This window comes from Methylobacterium sp. CB376, assembly GCF_029714205.1.
In the GTDB taxonomy this organism is placed as follows: domain Bacteria; phylum Pseudomonadota; class Alphaproteobacteria; order Rhizobiales; family Beijerinckiaceae; genus Methylobacterium.
Map to the genome: position 1 here is coordinate 6,550,656 of NZ_CP121648.1, position 18,823 is coordinate 6,569,478.

Here is an 18,823-nt window from a genome sequence, read left to right on the forward strand (position 1 = left end):
TCAAGATCGCCGGACTGGCGATGCTGGGCAGCCTGCTCACCAGCCTGTTCGCCTGATCCGGGATCCGCTTGATCGAAGCGGATCCCGGATCCCAAGCCCGCGCGGCGCCTGAGCGACGCCGACATCCGCATGGCCGAGATGGGAGATGGCGCAGCCATCAACCGGATGGCGGATGAGGCGCCCGCGTCCCGACCCGGGGCGGCTCCCCGCGAGGGCGCCGCGTCAGGCCCGGGAGGCCGGGCCGTAGAGGAGATGCCGGAAGGCGCTGCGGATCGGCGCCTCCGGCTCCTCCAGGAGAGGGCCCCGGTCGGCCCCGATCCCGTCCGCGAGGAGCTGGGCCGCGAAGACCGCCCCGGCCTCGCCGGTCATCCGCTCCTCGACCCGGTCGAGCAGGCGCTCGGCCTCCTCCGCTCCCAGGAGCTTTGCCCGCAGCAGCGTGCGCATTAGTTCCGTCGTGAGCGCCTCGAGCGCCCGGAGCCGGTCTTCGAGTTCGAGCGTCCCCACGGCGTCCCCCTGGCGGGTTGATATCCCGCTATCCTCGCCGGGAGGTTGCAACGTCCCGCAAACGCGGTCGCTCGATTTCGAGCGATGCCGCGTGGTCCGGACGGCGGCCGCCCGCGGCTCAGACCGACCGGATCGCGCCGCCGTCGACCCGGATCATGCTGCCGGTGACGTAGGAGGCCCGCGCGGAGGCGAGGAAGCAGGCCACGTCGGCGAATTCCTGCACGCGGCCGTAGCGGCGGGCGGGGATCGCCGCGCGGGCGGCCTCGGCGATCTCGGCCGGGCTCTTGCCCTGCGCCTTGGCGTTGGCGGCGTCGAGCTCGCCGGTCCGGTCGGTCTCGATGCGGCCCGGCAGGATCATGTTGACGGTGACGCCCTCGGCCGCGACCTCGCTCGCCAGCGTCTTCGCCCAGCCGGCCAGCGAGGCGCGCAGCGCGTTCGACATCACGAGGTTGGGGATCGGCTGCTCGACGCCGCTCGACGCCACGATCAGGATGCGCCCGAAGCCGCCCTGCCGCATGCCCGGCAGGACGAGGCCGGCGAGCCGGATCACCGGCACCACCATGGCGTCGAATTGCGGCGCCCAGGCCTCCGGCGCCACATTGGTCGCCTGGCCGGCCGGCGGGCCACCCGTGTTGGCGACCAGGATGTCGACCCCGCCGAGATGCTGCTGCGCGGCCGCGTGGATCGCCTCGACGCTGTCCTTCAGGTCGCCCGCGACCGCGAAGGCGCGGCCCTGGCCGCGGGCGTTGATGGCCGCCACCGCCTGGTCCAGGCGCTCGCCGCTGCGCGCCGCGAGGAGGACGTTCGCCCCCTCCGCGGCGAGACCCTCGGCGATGCCGCGCCCGAGGCCGCGGCTCGACGCCAGGACGATGGCGCGCTTGCCCGTGAGGCCGAGATCCATGGGGTGTCCTCCGTTCCAATCATAAGCTGTCCGGAAGATCACTTCCGGCCAGCGCATGACAAGCCCGCGCGGCGCGTGAGCGAGGCCGAAATCCGCATTGCGACGCAATCCGTCGGATCACGAGCCCGCGCGGCGCTTGAGCGAAGCCGAAATCCGCATTGCGACGCAATCCGTCGGATCACGAGCCCGCGCGGCGCTTGAGCGAAGCCGAAATCCGCATTGCGACGCAATCCGTCGGATTTCGGATCACTGCGTGTCGCCGAGCGCGGCGAGCCAGCGCTCGGCCTGCGCCCGCACGTTGGCGGGCGCAGTGCCCCCATAGCTGGTGCGGCTCGCCACGGAATTCTCGACGCCGAGCACGGCGTAGACCGCCTCCGTGATGCGCGGCTCCTCCTCCCGCATCTCGGCGAGGCTCAGCGCCTCCAGCCCCACCCCCCGGGCCGAGGCCCTGCCGACGAGGCGGCCGGTGACGTGGTGGGCGTCGCGGAAGGGCAGGCCGAGTTCCCGCACCAGCCAGTCGGCGAGGTCGGTGGCGGTGGCGTAGCCCGCGCCCGCCGCCGCCTTCAGCACCTCCGGCACCGGCTCGAGGTCGCGCACCATCCCGGTCATCGCGGCGAGGCAGAGCGAGAGGGTCTGGAGCGCGTCGAAGGTGCCCTCCTTGTCCTCCTGCATGTCCTTCGAATAGGCGAGGGGCAGCCCCTTCATGACGATGAGGAGGCCGGCCAGCGCCCCGATCACCCGGCCGGCCTTGGCCCGCACCAGTTCGGCGGCGTCCGGGTTGCGCTTCTGCGGCATGATCGAGGAGCCGGTGGTGTAGCGGTCGGAGAGCCGCACGAAGCCGAACTGGGCCGAGGTCCAGACCACGATCTCCTCGGCGAAGCGCGACAGGTGCACGGCCGCGATCGCGGCGGCCGCGAGGGCTTCGAGGGCGAAGTCGCGGTCGGCGACCGAGTCGAGGGAATTCGCGGTCGGCCGGTCGAAGCCGAGCGCCGCCGCGGTGGCGTGGCGGTCGATCGGGAAGGAGGTGCCGGCGAGCGCCGCCGCGCCGAGCGGGCACTCGTTGAGCCGCGCGCGCGCGTCGCGGAAGCGCCCGCGGTCGCGGCCCAGCATCTCCACGTAGGCCAGCAGGTGGTGGCCGAAGGTGACGGGCTGGGCCGATTGCAGGTGGGTGAAGCCCGGCATCACGGTGCCGGAATGCGCGAGGGCGAGCGCCGCCAGCGCCCGCTGCAGGTCGGCGGCCTGGGCGTCGAGGGCGTCGAGGGTGTCGCGCACCCACAGGCGCATGTCGGTGGCGACCTGGTCGTTGCGCGAGCGGGCGGTGTGCAGGCGGCCCGCGGCCGGCCCGACGAGTTCGGTGAGCCGGCTCTCCACATTCATGTGGATGTCCTCGAGGGCGCGCTGGAACGTGAAGGCGCCGGACTCGATTTCCGCCTGGACCGTCTTGAGGCCGGCCTCGATCGCCGCCACATCCGCCTGCGGCAGGATCCCCGTCTTCCCCAGCATCGCCACGTGGGCGAGCGAGCCCCGGATGTCCTGGGGGGCGAGGCGCTTGTCGAAGCCGATGGAGGCGTTGATCTCCTCCATGATCTCGGCGGGGCCGCTCGCGAAGCGCCCGCCCCACATCCGGTTGCTCATGTCCGCACCTCGTCTCGCCCGCACGCCGCTCGCCCTCGCCCTGGGAGGCGGGATCGCCGCCGCGGCACTGGCGCTCGGCGCCGCCCTATACGCCGCGGGCAGTCCGGGCAACAGCGGCGCCTGCCGGGCGGCCGCCGCGACCGCCGCCCGGGTGGCGCCCTTCTCCCGCGGCGAGGTCGCGGCGCTGCAGGTCGATCCCGCCCCCAGACCCGCCCCCGCCCTGTCCTTCACGGGGCCGGACGGCAGGCCGCGCAGCCTCGACGACCTCCGGGGGCGGACCGTGCTCCTGAACCTGTGGGCGACGTGGTGCGCCCCCTGCAAGGCCGAGATGCCGTCCCTCGACCGGCTCCAGGCGGCGCTCGGGGGGCCGGATTTCGAGGTCGTGGCGATCAACCTCGACACCCGCAACCCGGAGCGCCCGCCCGCTTGGCTGCGCGAGAACGGGATCGCGCGGCTCGCCTACTACGCCGATCCGGGCGGGCGCGTGCTGCCGGTGCTGCAGAAGAGCGGGGAGGTGGTGGGGCTGCCGACCACGCTCCTCCTCGACAAGGCCGGCTGCGAGATCGGCGTCATGAAGGGCCCGGCCGAGTGGGCGAGCGAGGACGGGCTCGCGCTGGTGCGGGCGGCGCTCGGCCGCCTGCCGCCGGGCTGAGCGGGGCGCCCCTGCGGGCTCCCCGGCCCGCCCTGCGGGCCCCCCGGGCCGCCCTGCGGGCCGGCGGTGGTCAGCCCGCCGCGAACCCGACCGTGATCCGCCCGCCGAGCGCCCGCGCGGCCGCCTCGATCGCCTCGATCTCCGTGGCGTGGTCGGGATCCAGGATCTGCCTCACCTGCGCGACGGGGCATCCGAGCCGCGCCGCGAGGGCCTCCTCGCCGAGCCCGCTCAGGTGCCGCAGGACGTGGAGCGACGCCTTCGCGGCGAGCCGCGCGGGCAGCACCACCCGGTAGGTCTCGGCCCGCGTGGCCGGGCTCGGCAGGGAGAGGTGCTCGCCGTTGGCCATGGCGAAGTAGGCGAGCGCGGTGAGGGACTTGGTCATCCCGTCGAGGGCCGCCTCGACGCTCGCGCCGGACGCCATCGCGGCGGGCTCGCCCGACGCGTAGGCGTGGTAGCGTCCCTCCTCCCACCGCAACTCGACCGGGTAGCTCCAGGTGAGGTCCATCAGGTGTCTCCGTCGCGGGGGGCGTGCCGATCGGGCCCGGGCGCCCGAACGGGGGTCCAACCCGCGGCGTTGAACCCACTCTCGATTCCTGGCAGGGGGCCCCATGACCGCACAGCGCCCCCCCCGCCGGTTCCCGCGGCCGCTCTCGGCCCTGCGCAGCCTCCTCTCCAGCAGCGCCGGCGGCGGCGTCGTGCTGATGGGCAGCGCGCTGCTCGCCCTCGTCGTCGCCAACGGCCCCCTCGGCGAGGCCTACGCGCACGGGCTCCACGCCGAGGTCGGGCCGCTCAGCCTGCTCCACTGGATCAACGACGGCCTGATGGCGGTCTTCTTCCTGCTGGTCGGGCTGGAGATCAAGCGCGAGTTCCTGGACGGGGGCCTGCGCACCTGGCCGGACCGGGCGCTGCCCGGCATCGCGGCGCTCGGCGGCATGATCGCGCCCGCCCTCGTCTACGCCGCCCTCAACTGGCACACGCCCGCCACCCTGCGCGGCTGGGCGATTCCCGCCGCCACCGACATCGCCTTCGCGCTCGGCGTGCTGGCGCTGCTCGGCTCCCGGGCCCCGGTCTCGCTCAAGGTCTTCCTGACCGCGCTCGCGATCCTCGACGATCTCGGCGCGGTGCTGATCATCGCGCTCTTCTACACGGCCGACCTGTCCTGGCCGATGCTCGGCCTCGCCGCCGGGATCACCGCGATGCTGTTCACCCTCAACCGGGTCGGCCTGCGCCGGCTCGGGCCCTACCTGATCCTGGGGGCGGCCCTGTGGCTGGTGGTGCTGCGCTCGGGCCTGCACGCCACGGTGGCGGGCGTGATCCTGGCGCTGGCGATCCCCTGCCGCCCGAGCCCGGGCCGGCCGGACGACGCGCATTCGCCCCTGCACGCCCTCGAACACGCGCTCCAGCCCGTCGTCGCCTACGCGATCGTGCCGATCTTCGGCTTCGCCAATGCGGGCGTGTCGCTGCGCGGGCTCGGGCTCGACGCGCTCGTCGCCCCGGTGACGCTCGGCGTCGCGGCGGGGCTCTTCCTCGGCAAGCAGGTCGGCGTCTTCGGCGGGGTCTGGCTCGCCGTGAGGGCCGGCCTCGCCAAGAAGCCCGCGGGGGCGACCTGGCAGCAGATCTACGGGGTGGCGCTGCTCTGCGGCATCGGCTTCACCATGAGCCTGTTCATCGGCGCGCTCGCCTTCGCGCCCCATCCCGAATTCGAGGCCGAGACCAAGCTCGGGGTGCTGCTCGGCTCGCTCGCCTCGTCGCTCGCCGGGGCGCTGGTCCTGTCGCTCGCGGCGCGCAGGATGCCGCCCGAGGCGTGATCCTGCGGGACCCGCGACCGGGCCATCGGCGCGGATCGGCGGGAGGGCACCGCGCCTCAATTCACCTCGACCTCAATTCACCTCGACCTGCACCACCCCCGGCACCGCCCGGAGCGCGCCGGCGATCTGCGGGCTCGCCTGGTAGCGGTCCCTCAGCTTCACCTCGACCTCGCGCTCGCCCCCGTCGAGGATCAGGATCAGCGAGACCTCGCCCTCGCCGCGGGTGGTGAGCCGCTGCTGCACGCTCGGGATCGGGCGCTCGTCGCGCAGGTAGATCCGCATGCCCTTCTGGTAGCGGGCCACCGCCTGGTCGAGGGGCTCGCAGGTCTGGATGCGGGCGCGCACGTCCTCGCCCTCGGCACTCGCCTGGAGCTGGAGGGCGAGCGCCCGCCCGGGTTCCAGCAATTCGCGGTATTGCTGCAGCCCCTCCGAGAACACGATCGCCTCGAAATGCCCGGTCTGGTCCGAGAGGTTGACGATGCCGAGCTTGTTGCCGGTCTTGGTGCGCCGCTCCGAGCGGTCGAGCACCGTGGCGGCGACCCGGCCGACGCTGTTGCCGGCCCGCACCGAGCGGCAGAACTCGACCCAGGTCTGGACGCGCAGCTTCTTGAGGAGCTCCCCGTACTCGTCGAGCGGGTGGCCCGACAGGAAGAAGCCGACCGCCTCGTACTCCTTCTTGAGCCGGTCGGCGGCCGGCCAGGGATCGTAGGGCGGGATGCGCAGCGCCACCGTGGCGGCGGCGACGCCCCCGAACATGTCGGTCATCCCGACCGTCTCGGCCTCGAGCGCGCCCTGCGCCAGGCGCAGCATCGGCTCGATCGCCGCGAAGGCCCGCGCCCGGTCGGGCTCGATCTCGTCGAGGGCGCCCGCGCCGACGAGGCTCTCCAGCGTGCGCTTGTTGACCAGCCGCGGGTTGAGGCGGCGGGCGAAGTCGCCGAGGTCGCGGAAGGGCCGGTCGCCCCGCGCCTGCACGATCGCCTCGACCGCGGCCCGCCCCACGCCCTTGATCGCCGCGAGCGCGTAGCGGATCGTCCCGTCATGCACCTCGAAGGTGACGCCGGAGCGGTTCACCGACGGGGGCTCGACCTTGATCGCCAGGCGCTGCGCGTCCTGGCGCAACTCGGCGAGCTTGTCGGTGTCGTCGAGGTCCTGGGACATCGAGGCGGCCAGGAACTCGACCGGGTAGTTCGCCTTCAGGTAGGCGGTCTGGTAGGTGATCAGCGCGTAGGCGGCCGCGTGCGACTTGTTGAAGCCGTAATCCGCGAACTTGGCCAGCAGGTCGAAGATCTCGTTGGCCTTGGCCTTGTCGAGGCCGCGCTCCATCGCCCCCTTGAGGAAGCGGTCGCGCTGGGCGTCCATCTCGGCCTTGATCTTCTTGCCCATGGCGCGGCGCAGGAGGTCGGCGTCGCCGAGCGAGTAGCCGGCGAGCACCTTGGCGACCTCCATCACCTGCTCCTGGTAGACGATGATGCCGAAGGTCTCGGCCAGGATCGGCTCCAGCTTGGGATGGGGGTACCAGACCGCCTCGTTGCCGGCGTCGCGCCCGAGCTTGCGCTCGCAATAGACCGGGATGTTGGCCATCGGGCCCGGCCGGTAGAGGGCGACGAGCGCGATCAGGTCCTCGAAGCGGTCGGCGCACATCTCGACGAGCGCCTTGCGCATGCCCGCCGATTCCACCTGGAACACGCCGACCACCTCGCCCTTGCGCAGGCGCTCGTAGGTGCGCTCGTCGTCGAGGGGCAGGGCCGCGAGGTCGAGGGTGATGCCGCGCTGCTCGAGCAGGTCGGTGGCGCCGCGCAGCACCGTCAGGGTCTTGAGGCCGAGGAAGTCGAACTTCACGAGGCCGGCCTGCTCCACCCACTTCATGTTGAACTGGGTGACCCGCATGCCGGTCTTCGGGTCGCGGTAGAGCGGCACCAGCGCCTCGAGCGGCCGGTCGCCGATCACCACGCCGGCCGCGTGGGTCGAGGCGTGGCGGTGCAGGCCCTCCAGCTTCTTGGCGATCTCCATGAGCCGGGCGACGACCGGCTCCTCCTCCATGGCGCTCTGCAGCCGCGGCTCGCCCTCGATGGCCTGGACGAGGGTCACCGGGTTCGCCGGGTTCTGCGGCACCAGCTTGGTGAGCTTGTCGACCTGCCCGTAGGGCATCTCCAGCACGCGGCCGACGTCGCGCAGCACGCCGCGGGCGAGCAGCGTGCCGAAGGTGATGATCTGCGCGACCTGGGCCTCGCCGTAGCGGCTCTGCACGTACTCGATCACCCGCTCGCGCCCGACGACGCAGAAGTCGATGTCGAAATCCGGCATCGAGACGCGCTCGGGGTTGAGGAAGCGCTCGAACAGCAGGCCGAAGCGGAGCGGGTCGAGGTCGGTGATGAGGAGCGACCACGCCACCAGCGAGCCCGCGCCCGAGCCGCGGCCGGGCCCGACGGGGATGTCGTTGGCCTTGGCCCACTTGATGAAGTCCGAGACGATCAGGAAGTAGCCCGGGAACTTCATCTTGGTGATGATGCCGATCTCGTAGGCGAGCCGGTCCCGGTAATCCTGCTCGCTCAGCCCCTCGGCGGGGCCGGCCTCGGCGAGGCGGCGCGCCAGCCCGGCCTCCGCCTGCCGCTTCAGCTCCCCCGCCTCGTCGAGGGCGGGATCGCCCGCCGGGGCGGGGGAGCCCGCCTGCGCGGCATCCCTCGCCGCCGGCCCGCCGCTCACCCCGAAGCTCGGCAGGATCGGCTTGCGGGTGCGCACCCGGTAGGCGCAGCGCATCGCGATCTCGACGCTCGCCGCGAGCGCGTCCGGCAGGTCGCGGAAGAGCTCGGCCATGGCCGCGCGGGTCTTGAAATCGTGGCGCGGCGTGAGCCGGCGGCGCTTCTCGTCCGAGACGAGGCGGCCCTCCGCGATGGCGAGGAGCGCGTCGTGCGCCTCGTAATCCTCGGGACGCGCGAAGAACGGCTCGTTGGTGGCGACCAGGGGCAGGCCGTGGCGGTCGGCGAGGCCGATCAGCTCGGCCTCGACCGCCCGCTCGTCGGGCAGGCCGTGGCGCTGGATCTCGACGTAGAGGTGATCCTCCCCGAAGGCCTCGACGAGCCGCGCGAGGCGGCCCGCCGCGTGCTCCGGCCGCGCCGCCCGCAGGCAGGAATCGAGCGGGCCGCCGGGCCCGCCGGTGAGCGCGATCAGCCCCGGCGCGCAATCCCGCAGGGCCTCGACCGGGACCCGGGGCGCCTCGCCGAGGGGACCGTCGAAATAGGCGAGGCTCGCGAGCTTCAGGAGGTGGCCGTAGCCGGTCTCGTCCTTGGCGAGCAGCACGAGGTGGGGCAGGGGCGCGGGCCCGCCGCGCTGGCCGGGCTCGGGCGCCTCGAACAGCACCGAGAGCTGGATCCCGGCGATCGGCTGGATGCCGAGGCCGGCCGCCTTCTCGGAGAATTCCAGCGCCCCGAACAGGTTGTTGGTGTCGGTGAGCGCCAGCGCCGGCTGGCGGTCGCCGGCCGCCGCCTTGACGAGGTCGCCGAGCTTCAGCGCCCCCTCCAGCAGCGAGTAGGAGGAATGGGTGTGGAGGTGAACGAAGCCGACGTCCTTGAGAACCCGCACCCGGCGCCCTCCGCGTGTGCCGCTTGGAGCAGGGGAGCTTTGCAGGCTCGGCCGGAGAGAGTCAGCAGGGGCGCGGCCACACCGGCCGGCATTCCGGCCGCCTTCCACAGAGATCGTTGGGGGCCGGGCTCAGTGGACCGGCGCCAGCGCCACCGCCCAGAACGCCACCGCGCCCGCGAGCAGCCCCATCGAGGCGATCTCCGTGACACCGAGAAGGATCTTGCGTAGGATCATGGGGCGGACCTCGTTCGCTGTTGAGACCATGTTTGTTCGCTCTCCGTTCGCAGTCAAAGGGGACTGCCCGGCGACGTGGTCCTGCGGTAAACGACCGGTGAAGAGGGCGGCGCCGGCTTGGAGGGCGCCCCGAGGGTTCCGCGTTGCGGCGCGGGGGGCCGCGGCCTATCTAAGCGCGACCGTTTCGGCGGGGTCTCTGCCGGATCCGAGCAACCGACGACGAGGTGGCGCATGGCGCGCGACGAGTCCGACGCGACCCCGCTCACCACGCGGGACGAGCTGATCGAGTGGTTCGCGGAGGGCGAGAAGCCCGCCGCCGCCTTCCGGATCGGCACCGAGCACGAGAAGGTGCCGTTCTACCGCGCCGACCGCTCCCCGGTGCCCTACGCGGGCGAGCGGGGCATCGGGGCGCTCCTCGACGGCCTGCGGCGGGCGACGGGCTGGGAGCCGATCGTCGATGCGGGGCGGGCCATCGGGCTCGCCGGGCCGGAGGGCGGCGGGGCGATCTCGCTGGAGCCCGGCGGCCAGTTCGAGTTGTCCGGCGCCCCGCTCGCCGACGTGCACCGGACCAGCCTCGAACTCGCCCAGCACCTCGACGCCGTGCGGGCGGCCGGCGATCCCCTCGGCATCGGCTTCCTGACGCTGGGCGCGAGCCCGAAATGGACGCGGGCCGAGACGCCCGTGATGCCCAAGAGCCGCTACCGCATCATGCAGGCCTACATGCCGAAGGTCGGCCGCCTCGGCCTCGACATGATGCTGCGCACCGCCACCGTGCAGGTGAACCTCGACTTCGCCTCCGAGGCCGATATGGTGCGCAAGATGCGGGTCGGGCTCGCGCTCCAGCCCGTGGCGACGGCGCTCTTCGCCAACTCGCCCTTCACGGACGGCCGGCCGAACGGCTTCCTGTCCTACCGCTCCGAGATCTGGCGCCACACCGATCCCGACCGCACCGGCATGCTGCCGCGGGCCTTCGAGCCCGGCTTCGGCTACGAGGCCTACGCGGACTGGCTCCTCGACGTGCCGATGTACTTCGTGAAGCGGGGCGAGACCTACCACGACGTGAGCGGCGCCTCGTTCCGCGACCTGATGGCGGGGAGGCTCGCCGCCCTCCCGGGCGAGCGCGCGACCCGCTCCGACTGGGCGAACCACGCCTCCACCGCCTTCCCGGAGGTGCGGCTCAAGCGCTTCCTGGAAATGCGGGGCGCGGATGTCGGCGATCCGGGGATGATCGCCGCGAATGCCGCCTTCTGGGTCGGGCTCCTCTACGACGCCGCCGCCCTCGACGCGGCGATCGACCTGATCGACGGCTGGGACGCCGCCGCCCGCGAGGCGCTGCGGGCGGAGGCCCCCCGCCGGGGACTCGACGCCGCGATCGCCGGGCGCAGCCTGCGCGACGTCGCCCGCGAGGCCCTCTCCATCGCGGAGGCGGGCCTGCGCGCCCGCGCCCGCCTCGACGCGCAGGGGCGCGACGAGACCCTCCACCTCGCGCCCCTCCACGCCATCGTGGCCGGCCGCACCCGCGCGGAGGACCTGCTCGCCCTCTACGCGGGGCCCTGGAACGGCTCGGTCGACCCGGTCTTCGAGATGTGCGCGTTTTGACGCAGGGACGGGGCGTCCCGCGCAAGCACAGCGCTGATGTCGGCGCCGCCTCGCATGCGCTTCCGCACAGTCGGCGCGCCGCGCGCGCGCGCTCCTCTGCGATCGATGCGGCGCCAAGCGGGCGCGTCATTCCCGGGCGGCGGATCTGACCTGCGGGACAACGGGGCGAAGACGGGAACGAGGCCTGCCCTTGCCCGTTCTAGAGCCCAGCAGGGCCGCGGTTCGCCGCCGGTCCGATCTGGCAACAGGAGACCCAGCATGTCGCGGATGAAGACCATCGCCCTGGCCGGCAGCGCCGTCCTGGCGCTCGGCACCGGCCTCGCCAGCACGGCCGAGGCAGCTCCGCTCCCGGCCGCGACCTCGGCCGCCGTCGCGGGCGCGCCCGCGACCCTCGACCAGGTCCGCTGGCGCGGCGGCTATTACGGCGGCTACCGGGGCTACGGCTACCGCGGGTACGGCTATCGCCGCGGCGCCGGCGGCGCGCTGGCGGCCGGCGCGGCCCTCGGCCTGATCGGCGGCGCGATCGCGGCGAGCGCGGCCCCGCGCTACTACGATTACGGCTACGGCTACCCGGCCTATGGCTACGCCGCTCCCGCCTACGGCTACGCCGCCCCGGCCTACGGCTACAGCTACGGCTACCCGGCCTACGGCTATTACGGCTACTGAGCTGCCGCCCCGCGGCGGTGCCCCCTGACGGCGGCGCCGCCCGAGCACGATCGGCGGCCCGGCGCCCCGCGCGCCGGGCCGCTGCCCTGTGGAGCCCCCGGTGAGCGACACGACCGACGAGTCCGGCGCCGACGATCTCGACCTGCGCGGGCTCAAATGCCCGCTGCCGGTGCTGCGCACCCGCAAGGCCCTGCGGGCGCTCCCCCCCGGCCGCCGCCTGGTGGTGCGCTGCACCGACCCGCTCGCCGCCATCGACATCCCGCACCTGCTGCACGAGACGGGCGACCGGCTCGAAGCCGCGCGCGAGGCCGGCGGCGTGCTGGTCTTCGAGATTCGCCGCGCCGCCGCGGACGGTTGACGCTGGCGCCGTTCCCCGCGACACCGCGTGCGCCCGCGAGGGCGCCTCCCCCGGAAACCGGAAGCCCCATGCCCAGCGCCTCCGCCGCGTCCCGCCCCGCGATCACCGGCACGAGGGTGCTGTACGAGGGCTGGGCGCGCTACCTCCTCGCCGAACTGCGCCTGCCCGACGGCCGCACGGTGACGCGCGAGGTGGAGGATCACGGCCGGGCCGTCGCCGTCCTGCCCTACGATCCCGACCGGCGCACCGCCCTGCTGGTGCGCCAGTTCCGGGCGCCGGTCGCGCTCACCGGCGCGGCCGAGGACCTGCTGGAGGCGCCGGCCGGGCGCCTCGACGAGGCCGACCCGGCCGATTGCGCCCGGCGCGAGGCCTTCGAGGAGGTGGGCGTGCACCTCGCGGAACTGGAACCCCTCGGCCGGGTCCACGCGATGCCCGGCATCTCCACCGAGGTGCTCGACCTCTACCTCGCGCCCTACGCCGCGGCCGACCGGGCCGGGGAGGGCGGGGGCCTCGCCGAGGAGGACGAGGCGATCACGGTCGTCGAGGTGCCGCTCGCCGGCCTCGCCCGGATGGCCGATTCCGGGGCGCTCCCCGACCTCAAGACCCTCGTGCTGGTCCAGACCCTGCGCCTGCGCCGCCCGGACCTGTTCGCGGACGGGCAGGCCTGATCCGGGATCCGGTTGATCACGGCGGATCCCGGATCGCGCGCCCGCGCGGCGCGCGAGCGAAGGTCGATCGGATTTGGTCTGAGACGACGAAGGCCGGCGTCGCCGCCGGCCCTCGCGCGCCGTGCCGCTGCGCTCAGCGCAGCACCACCACCTTCGTGCCGACCTTGGCGCGGGTGTACAGATCCATGACGTCGTCGTTCGTCATCCGGATGCAGCCCGAGGACACCGCGGTGCCGATCGTCTCCGGCTCGTTCGAGCCGTGGATGCGGTAGAGCGTGCCGCCCAGATACATGGCGCGGGCGCCGAGCGGGTTCTCGGGTCCGCCCTTCATGTAGCGGGGCAGGTCGGGCCGGCGGCGGATCATCTGCGACGGCGGGCGCCAATCCGGCCACTCGCGCTTCATGGTGATGGTCTGCACGCCGCCCCAGGTGAAGCCCGGCCGGCCGACGCCGATGCCGTAGCGCAGGGCCTGGCCGCCGCCGAGCACGTAGTAGAGCCGCCGCTCGGCGGTCGAGACCACGATCGTGCCCGCGCCGTAGGGACCGTCATACGACACGGTCTCGCGCGGGACCGGGCTGATCTTCGGCACGGTCGTGTCCATCGCCGCCGGCGAGGTCGGATCGGCGGCCGTCGCGGAGGGGCGGACCGTGACGCTGAGGCCCTGGTTGAGGGGCTGACGGGTGAGGGGGTCGATCTCGTAGGCGGCGGCGGGGGCCGCCCACGCGGCGACGGCGCAGGCGAGCCCGGCCAGAACAGGGGCGAAGCGGCGCATGGGAGCCTCTCGGGGAACTCTCGGCTGGGGAAGGAGCGATGCGTGAACTGCCGCGCATCGTGCGGCGGAACCCATCGCCAAGCCGTAAACGGGCCCGGCATAAAGCCAAGCTTAAAACCGCCGCGCTTGTGCGGATGCGAAGCGCCCGTTGTGCGTGGGTCACACTGATGCATCCGCGCCGCAGGTGCGGGCGGCTGCCGGGTCCCCGCCGGCGACGCGGGGCTTACGGCTCGGCCGCGCCCGGCTGCGGGCCGGGCACGAGCCGGCGCACCGCGGCCTCGATCCGCTCGGCGGCCCGGCCGATCCCCTCGGCGATGCGGCCCTCCACGGCCTCGCGCTCGCTGCCGGCGGCGGCGGCGGCCTCGCGCAGGGCGGCGGTCTCGCGCTCCAGCGCCTCGACCCGGCGGCGCGTCTCGGCGAGTTCGTCCGAGACCATCAGCGCCGCCATGACGTGCAGGCGCATGTCGCCGATCTCGCCGAAGGCCTTGCGCATCTCGCCGATCCGCGCGTCGAAGCCCCGCGCCAGCTCCTCGAGGTGGCGCTCCTCGCCCTCGCCGCAGGCCATGCGGTAGGTCTTGCCGGCGATGCTCACCGTCACCTGAGGCATCCGGATCCTCACCCTTCCGCGCGGTTGCGCGTCAGCACGGTCTCGACGGTGCCGATCGCCCGCCCGAGGCGATGCTCGACGTCGTCGGTCACCGCCACCGCCTCGGCGAGCTGGCCCAGGGCCGCGTCGAGCTCGGCGGCGAGGCGGGCCCGGTCCTCCTGCATCAGGGCGAGTTCGGCCTCCAGGTCGCCCCGGCTGCGCTCGGCGTCGAGCCGACGGGTCACGGCGGCGTCGAGCAGGGCGACGGCGGCATCGAGCCGGCGCAGCGCGTCGTCCACGGCCGCACTCATGGTTGAACCCCTGAACTCCTCACCCCGGCCCGAGCCTAGACGCTGGCCGCGCGGCCCGCAATCGCCCGGCCGGGGCGCTCCCGTCAACGGGCGCGGACCGCCGCGGGGCGGCGGGCGGGGCCGATTTGACAGGGGAGGGTGTCATGTTAGGAAGCCCGCGCTCGCGCCCGGCCATGTCGGCCGGCGGACAGCCGCAGATCTCGGGTTCCCGTGACGCCTCCCGCCCTCCTCGGTCGCGCCGCCCGCAACGGGACCTCCGGCGCGCGCGGGATGGCCGTCCCGCCCGCGGCACCTCATATCACCCGGCAACCCCATCCACCCGCACGGGCGCTCGCAGGCCCGGGCCGCACCACGAGGCGGGGCGCCGGCACCCCCGCCCGCTCTCGGGAGTCATCGACATGACGGTCAAGGTCGCCATCAACGGCTTCGGACGCATCGGGCGCAACGTCCTGCGCGCCATCAAGGAGGCGGGGCGCACGGACGTCGAGGTCGTCGCCATCAACGATCTCGGGCCGGTCGAGACCAACGCCCACCTGCTGCGCTACGATTCCGTGCACGGCCGCTTCCCGGGCGAGGTGAAGGTCGAGGGCGACGCCATCGTGGTCGACGGCCAGCGCATCCGCGTCACCGCGATCAAGAGCCCGGCCGAGCTGCCCCATCGCGAGCTCGGCGTCGACATCGCCCTGGAATGCACCGGCATCTTCACGGCGCGCGACAAGGCCAAGGCCCACCTGGACGCGGGCGCCAAGCGCGTCATCGTCTCGGCCCCCTCGGACGGCGCCGACCTCACCGTCGTGTACGGCGTCAACCACGACAAGCTGACCGCCGACCACCTCGTGATCTCGAACGCCTCCTGCACGACGAACTGCCTCGCGCCGGTCGCCAAGGTGCTCAACGACGCGGTCGGGATCGAGCGCGGCTTCATGACGACGATCCACTCCTACACCAACGACCAGCCGTCGCTGGATCAGATGCACAAGGATCTCTACCGGGCCCGCGCCGCGGCCCTGTCGATGATCCCGACCACGACGGGCGCCGCCAAGGCGGTGGGCCTCGTCCTGCCGGAGCTGAACGGCAAGCTCGACGGCACCTCGATCCGGGTGCCGACCCCGAACGTCTCGGTCGTCGACTTCAAGTTCGTGGCCAAGCGCGCCACCTCGGTCGCCGAGATCAACGAGGCGATCAAGGCGGCGGCGAACGGGCCGCTCAAGGGCGTGCTCGGCTACACCGAGGCCCCGAACGTCTCGATCGACTTCAACCACGACCCGCATTCCTCGACCTTCCACATCGACCAGACCAAGGTGATGGACGGGACCTTCGTGCGGGTGCTGTCCTGGTACGACAACGAGTGGGGCTTCTCGAACCGCATGGCCGACACCGCGGTCGCCCTCGCCAAGCTGATCTGAGCCTCGATCCCGGGCGGGGATCCCCCGCCCGGCGCCCTCTCTTCCCGCGAACCGGCGCCCCGCCGCGGCGGGGCGAGACCGAGGAGCAGCCATGACCGACGCGACGGACGTCACCTCCACCTCCGGAACCGCCACCGCGAGCCCGCTGCCGGTGCCGGCCGGCACCGCGCTCGCACCCGCCGCGGCGGCCCCCGCCGGCACCGCTGCGGCAGCCGGCGCCGCACCCGCCGCGGCGGCCGAGGCCGCCCGGCGCCCCGAGCCGGCCGCGAGCCTGCCGCCCCCGGTCGCCGACCAGCTCGCCCGCATCGAGGACAAGGCCTCGCGCATCGAGGACAAGTACGCCCGCTCGGAGGCGCTCCTGTCCCGCGTCGAGGACCGGGTCGAGGCGGCGAGCCAGCGGATGAACGAATCCGCCCGCCAGTCCGACCTCGCCGCCCTGCGCAGCGAATTGCGCGCCGTCGCCGACCGCACCCGGCGGCTGCCGGGCTTCGGCACCCTGCTCCTGACGGCGATCATCACCGCCGTGCTGACGGTGGCGCTCACGCTCGCGGCGCAGCGCCTCAACCTCCAGAACCTCATCCCGCCCCGCTGATCCGCGCCGCGAATCCCGCCCCGTGAATTCCGTCCCGTGAATCCAGCCCCAGGAATCCCGCCCAAGGAGGCCCGAGGTCCATGACCCGTTTCCGTACCCTCGACGATGCCGGCGACCTGAAGGGCAAGCGCGTCCTCGTCCGCGTCGACCTCAACGTGCCGATGGAGAACGGCCGCGTCAGCGACGCGACCCGGATCACCCGGGTGCTGCCGACGATCCGGGAGATCGCCGAGGCCGGCGGGCGCGTGGTGCTGCTCGCGCATTTCGGCCGCCCCAAGGGCAAGCCCGACCCCAAGGAATCCCTGCGCCCGATCGCCGAGGCGGTGGCGGCCGATCTCGGCCGCCCGGTCGCCTTCGCGGAGGATTGCGTCGGCGAGGCGGCCGCGGCCGCCGTGGCGGCGCTCGGCGACGGCGACGTGGTGATGCTGGAGAACACCCGCTTCCACCCGGGCGAGGAGAAGAACGACCCCGATTTCGCGAGGGCGCTCGCCCGCAACGGCGACGTCTACGTCAACGAGGCCTTCTCCGCCTCGCACCGGGCCCACGCCTCGACCGAGGGCCTCGCCCACGTCCTGCCGGCCTATGCGGGGCGCCTGATGCAGGCCGAGATCGAGGCGCTGACCAAGGGCCTGGAGGCGCCGGCCCGGCCGGTGGTCGCGATCGTCGGCGGCTCCAAGGTCTCGACCAAGATCGACCTCCTGGTGAACCTCGTCGGCAAGGTCGACGCCCTGGTGATCGGCGGGGGCATGGCCAACACCTTCCTGCACGCGGCCGGCCTCGGGGTCGGCAAGTCGCTCTGCGAGAAGGACCTCGCCGGCACGGCCCTGCGCATCATCGAGGCGGCCCGCGAGAAGAACTGCGCCATCATCCTGCCGGTCGACGCGGTGGTGGCGGAGGAGTTCAAGGCGAACGCGCCCCACCACACCTACGGGGTGGACGCGATCCCGCAGGCCGGCATGATCCTCGACGTCGGCTCGCAATCGGTCGAGCGGGTGGCCGCCGCCCTCAACGACGCCCGGACGCTGGTCTGGAACGGGCCGCTCGGCGCCTTCGAGTTCCCGCCCTTCGACCAGGGCACGGTCGCGGCGGCGCGCCACGCGGCCGAGCGCACCCGGGCGGGCCGGCTCGTCTCGGTGGCGGGCGGCGGCGACACGGTGGCGGCCCTCAACCACGCGGGCGTGGCCGAGGCCTTCACCTACGTCTCCACGGCCGGCGGCGCCTTCCTCGAATGGCTCGAGGGCAAGCCCCTGCCCGGCGTCGACGCGCTCAGGGCGTGAGGCTCGCGTTCAGGGTGCGGCCGTGAGGACGGCGGCGCCCCGATCGCCTATACTGGTGGAAGTCGGTTCTCTCGGAGGGTTGGAGATGGCGCGTATCACGCTGAGGCAGCTTCTGGACCACGCGGCCGAGCACGGCTACGGGGTCCCGGCCTTCAACATCAACAACATGGAGCAGGGGCTGGCCATCATGGCGGCCGCCGACGCGACCGACTCGCCCGTCATCCTGCAGGCGAGCCGGGGCGCGCGCGCCTACGCCAACGACGTCGTGCTGGCCAAGCTGATCGACGGCCTCGTCGAGATCTACCCCCACATCCCGGTCTGCATGCATCTCGACCACGGCAACAACGAGGCGACCTGCGCGACCGCGATCCAGTACGGCTTCACCTCGGTGATGATGGACGGATCGCTCAAGGCGGACGGCAAGACCCCGGCCGACTACGCCTACAACGTCGAGATCACCCGCAAGGTGGCCGAGATGGCGCATTGGGCCGGCGTCTCCGTGGAGGGCGAACTCGGCGTGCTGGGCTCGCTGGAGAGCGGCCAGGGCGAGGCCGAGGACGGCCACGGCGCCGAGGGCACGCTCAGCCACGACCAGCTCCTCACCGACCCGGAGGAGGCGGTGAAGTTCGTCGAGGCCACCAAGGTCGACGCGCTCGCGGTCGCCATGGGCACCAGCCACGGCGCCTACAAGTTCACCCGCAAGCCGGACGGCGCCGTGCTCGCCATGCACGTGATCGAGGAGATCAACCGCCGCCTGCCCAACACCCACTTGGTGATGCACGGCTCCTCCTCGGTGCCGCAGGACCTGCAGGACATCATCAACCAGTACGGCGGCGAGATGAAGCCGACCTGGGGCGTGCCCGTGGAGGAGATCCAGCGCGGCATCAAGCACGGCGTGCGCAAGATCAACATCGACACCGACAACCGGATGGCGATGACGGGCCAGATCCGCAAGGTGCTGGCCGAGAACAAGGCGGAGTTCGACCCGCGCAAGTACCTCAAGCCCGCCATGGACGCGATGACGAAGCTGTGCAAGCAGCGCTTCGAGGAGTTCGGCACGGCCGGGCAGGCCGGCAAGATCCGTCCGGTCTCGCTCTCCGAGATGGCCAAGCGCTACGCCGCCGGCAAGCTCGACCCGTCCTTCGGGGCGACCCGCAAGGCGGCCGCCGAGTAGGGCGGGCCGCGGTCCTGTCTCCGGCGCAGGACGGGGGTCCCGCGCCGGAGAGCCGCTGTCGCGGCAAAGCTCGGCTGCGTCGAACGGGCCTGCCGTCGCCG

General features: G+C 73.2%; 18 protein-coding genes. 10 read left to right on the plus strand and 8 right to left on the minus strand.

All coding sequences use genetic code 11. From position 1 onward, the window contains the following. Positions 1 to 222 precede the first annotated feature (222 nt). The 3 genes from QA634_RS30210 to argH form a co-directional block, all read right to left on the minus strand. Positions 223 to 504, minus strand: a complete 282-nt coding sequence (locus QA634_RS30210; protein WP_012335641.1) for a hypothetical protein — start codon at positions 502 to 504, stop codon at positions 223 to 225. A 118-nt stretch (positions 505 to 622) separates the two neighbouring features. Next, positions 623 to 1,405 (minus strand): SDR family oxidoreductase, encoded by a 783-nt coding sequence (locus tag QA634_RS30215; RefSeq protein WP_012335642.1) that lies wholly within the window; start codon positions 1,403 to 1,405, stop codon positions 623 to 625. Between the two features lie 246 nt (positions 1,406 to 1,651). Then, positions 1,652 to 3,040 (minus strand): argininosuccinate lyase, encoded by a 1,389-nt coding sequence (gene argH / locus QA634_RS30220; protein ID WP_012335643.1) that lies wholly within the window; start codon positions 3,038 to 3,040, stop codon positions 1,652 to 1,654. On the opposite strand from argH, the gene tlpA reads away from it, so the two are divergent. Further along, positions 3,039 to 3,692, plus strand: a complete 654-nt coding sequence (gene tlpA / locus QA634_RS30225) for a thiol:disulfide interchange protein TlpA (RefSeq protein WP_012335644.1) — start codon at positions 3,039 to 3,041, stop codon at positions 3,690 to 3,692. The genes argH and tlpA overlap by 2 nt on opposite strands. A 70-nt stretch (positions 3,693 to 3,762) precedes the next feature. On the opposite strand, the gene QA634_RS30230 is transcribed toward tlpA, so the two are convergent. Further along, entirely contained in the window at positions 3,763 to 4,197 is a 435-nt protein-coding gene (locus tag QA634_RS30230; RefSeq protein ID WP_012335645.1) for a hypothetical protein, read from the minus strand. Between the two features lie 103 nt (positions 4,198 to 4,300). Here QA634_RS30230 and nhaA point away from each other — a divergent pair, with 103 nt between their 5' ends. Continuing rightward, positions 4,301 to 5,500, plus strand: a complete 1,200-nt coding sequence (gene nhaA / locus QA634_RS30235; protein ID WP_012335646.1) for a Na+/H+ antiporter NhaA — start codon at positions 4,301 to 4,303, stop codon at positions 5,498 to 5,500. Between the two features lie 72 nt (positions 5,501 to 5,572). Here the strand turns inward: nhaA and dnaE are convergent, their stop codons facing one another. Next, a complete protein-coding gene (gene dnaE, locus QA634_RS30240) occupies positions 5,573 to 9,079 on the minus strand; it encodes a DNA polymerase III subunit alpha (protein WP_012335647.1) in 3,507 nt (1,168 codons plus the stop codon). A gap of 465 nt (positions 9,080 to 9,544) precedes the next feature. Between dnaE and QA634_RS30245 the strand changes: the two genes are divergently transcribed. The 4 genes from QA634_RS30245 (at position 9,545) to QA634_RS30260 (ending at position 12,604) form a co-directional block, all read left to right on the plus strand. Next, positions 9,545 to 10,912: a glutamate--cysteine ligase gene (locus QA634_RS30245; RefSeq protein WP_012335649.1), complete on the plus strand. Its 1,368-nt coding sequence runs from the start codon at positions 9,545 to 9,547 to the stop codon at positions 10,910 to 10,912. A 258-nt stretch (positions 10,913 to 11,170) separates the two neighbouring features. After that, the gene (locus tag QA634_RS30250; protein WP_012335650.1) at positions 11,171 to 11,578 is read left to right on the plus strand and encodes a hypothetical protein; all 408 of its coding nucleotides are present in this window, start codon (positions 11,171 to 11,173) and stop codon (positions 11,576 to 11,578) included. A 100-nt stretch (positions 11,579 to 11,678) separates the two neighbouring features. Beyond that, on the plus strand, positions 11,679 to 11,936 hold the full coding sequence (locus QA634_RS30255) for a sulfurtransferase TusA family protein (RefSeq protein WP_043701759.1): 258 nt from the start codon (positions 11,679 to 11,681) through the stop codon (positions 11,934 to 11,936). Positions 11,937 to 12,004: 68 nt separating this feature from the next. Further along, positions 12,005 to 12,604 (plus strand): NUDIX domain-containing protein, encoded by a 600-nt coding sequence (locus QA634_RS30260; RefSeq protein ID WP_012335652.1) that lies wholly within the window; start codon positions 12,005 to 12,007, stop codon positions 12,602 to 12,604. A 133-nt stretch (positions 12,605 to 12,737) separates the two neighbouring features. Here the strand turns inward: QA634_RS30260 and QA634_RS30265 are convergent, their stop codons facing one another. From QA634_RS30265 to QA634_RS30275, 3 genes are all read right to left on the minus strand, one after another. Continuing rightward, on the minus strand, positions 12,738 to 13,376 hold the full coding sequence (locus QA634_RS30265; RefSeq protein ID WP_012335653.1) for a L,D-transpeptidase: 639 nt from the start codon (positions 13,374 to 13,376) through the stop codon (positions 12,738 to 12,740). A gap of 223 nt (positions 13,377 to 13,599) precedes the next feature. After that, complete coding sequence (locus tag QA634_RS30270) at positions 13,600 to 13,983, minus strand: cell division protein ZapA (RefSeq protein ID WP_012335654.1); 384 nt, start codon at positions 13,981 to 13,983, stop codon at positions 13,600 to 13,602. Between the two features lie 8 nt (positions 13,984 to 13,991). Beyond that, complete coding sequence (locus QA634_RS30275) at positions 13,992 to 14,273, minus strand: DUF4164 family protein (protein ID WP_012335655.1); 282 nt, start codon at positions 14,271 to 14,273, stop codon at positions 13,992 to 13,994. Between the two features lie 398 nt (positions 14,274 to 14,671). On the opposite strand from QA634_RS30275, the gene gap reads away from it, so the two are divergent. The 4 genes from gap to fba all read left to right on the plus strand — a co-directional run bounded on the left by gap (position 14,672) and on the right by fba (position 18,722). Beyond that, on the plus strand, positions 14,672 to 15,679 hold the full coding sequence (gene gap / locus QA634_RS30280) for a type I glyceraldehyde-3-phosphate dehydrogenase (protein WP_012335656.1): 1,008 nt from the start codon (positions 14,672 to 14,674) through the stop codon (positions 15,677 to 15,679). 91 nt (positions 15,680 to 15,770) lie between these two features. Beyond that, on the plus strand, positions 15,771 to 16,271 hold the full coding sequence (locus tag QA634_RS30285; protein ID WP_012335657.1) for a hypothetical protein: 501 nt from the start codon (positions 15,771 to 15,773) through the stop codon (positions 16,269 to 16,271). A gap of 80 nt (positions 16,272 to 16,351) precedes the next feature. Beyond that, positions 16,352 to 17,548, plus strand: a complete 1,197-nt coding sequence (locus tag QA634_RS30290) for a phosphoglycerate kinase (protein ID WP_012335658.1) — start codon at positions 16,352 to 16,354, stop codon at positions 17,546 to 17,548. A gap of 85 nt (positions 17,549 to 17,633) precedes the next feature. Beyond that, a complete protein-coding gene (gene fba, locus QA634_RS30295) occupies positions 17,634 to 18,722 on the plus strand; it encodes a class II fructose-bisphosphate aldolase (protein WP_012335659.1) in 1,089 nt (362 codons plus the stop codon). Positions 18,723 to 18,823 lie beyond the last annotated feature (101 nt).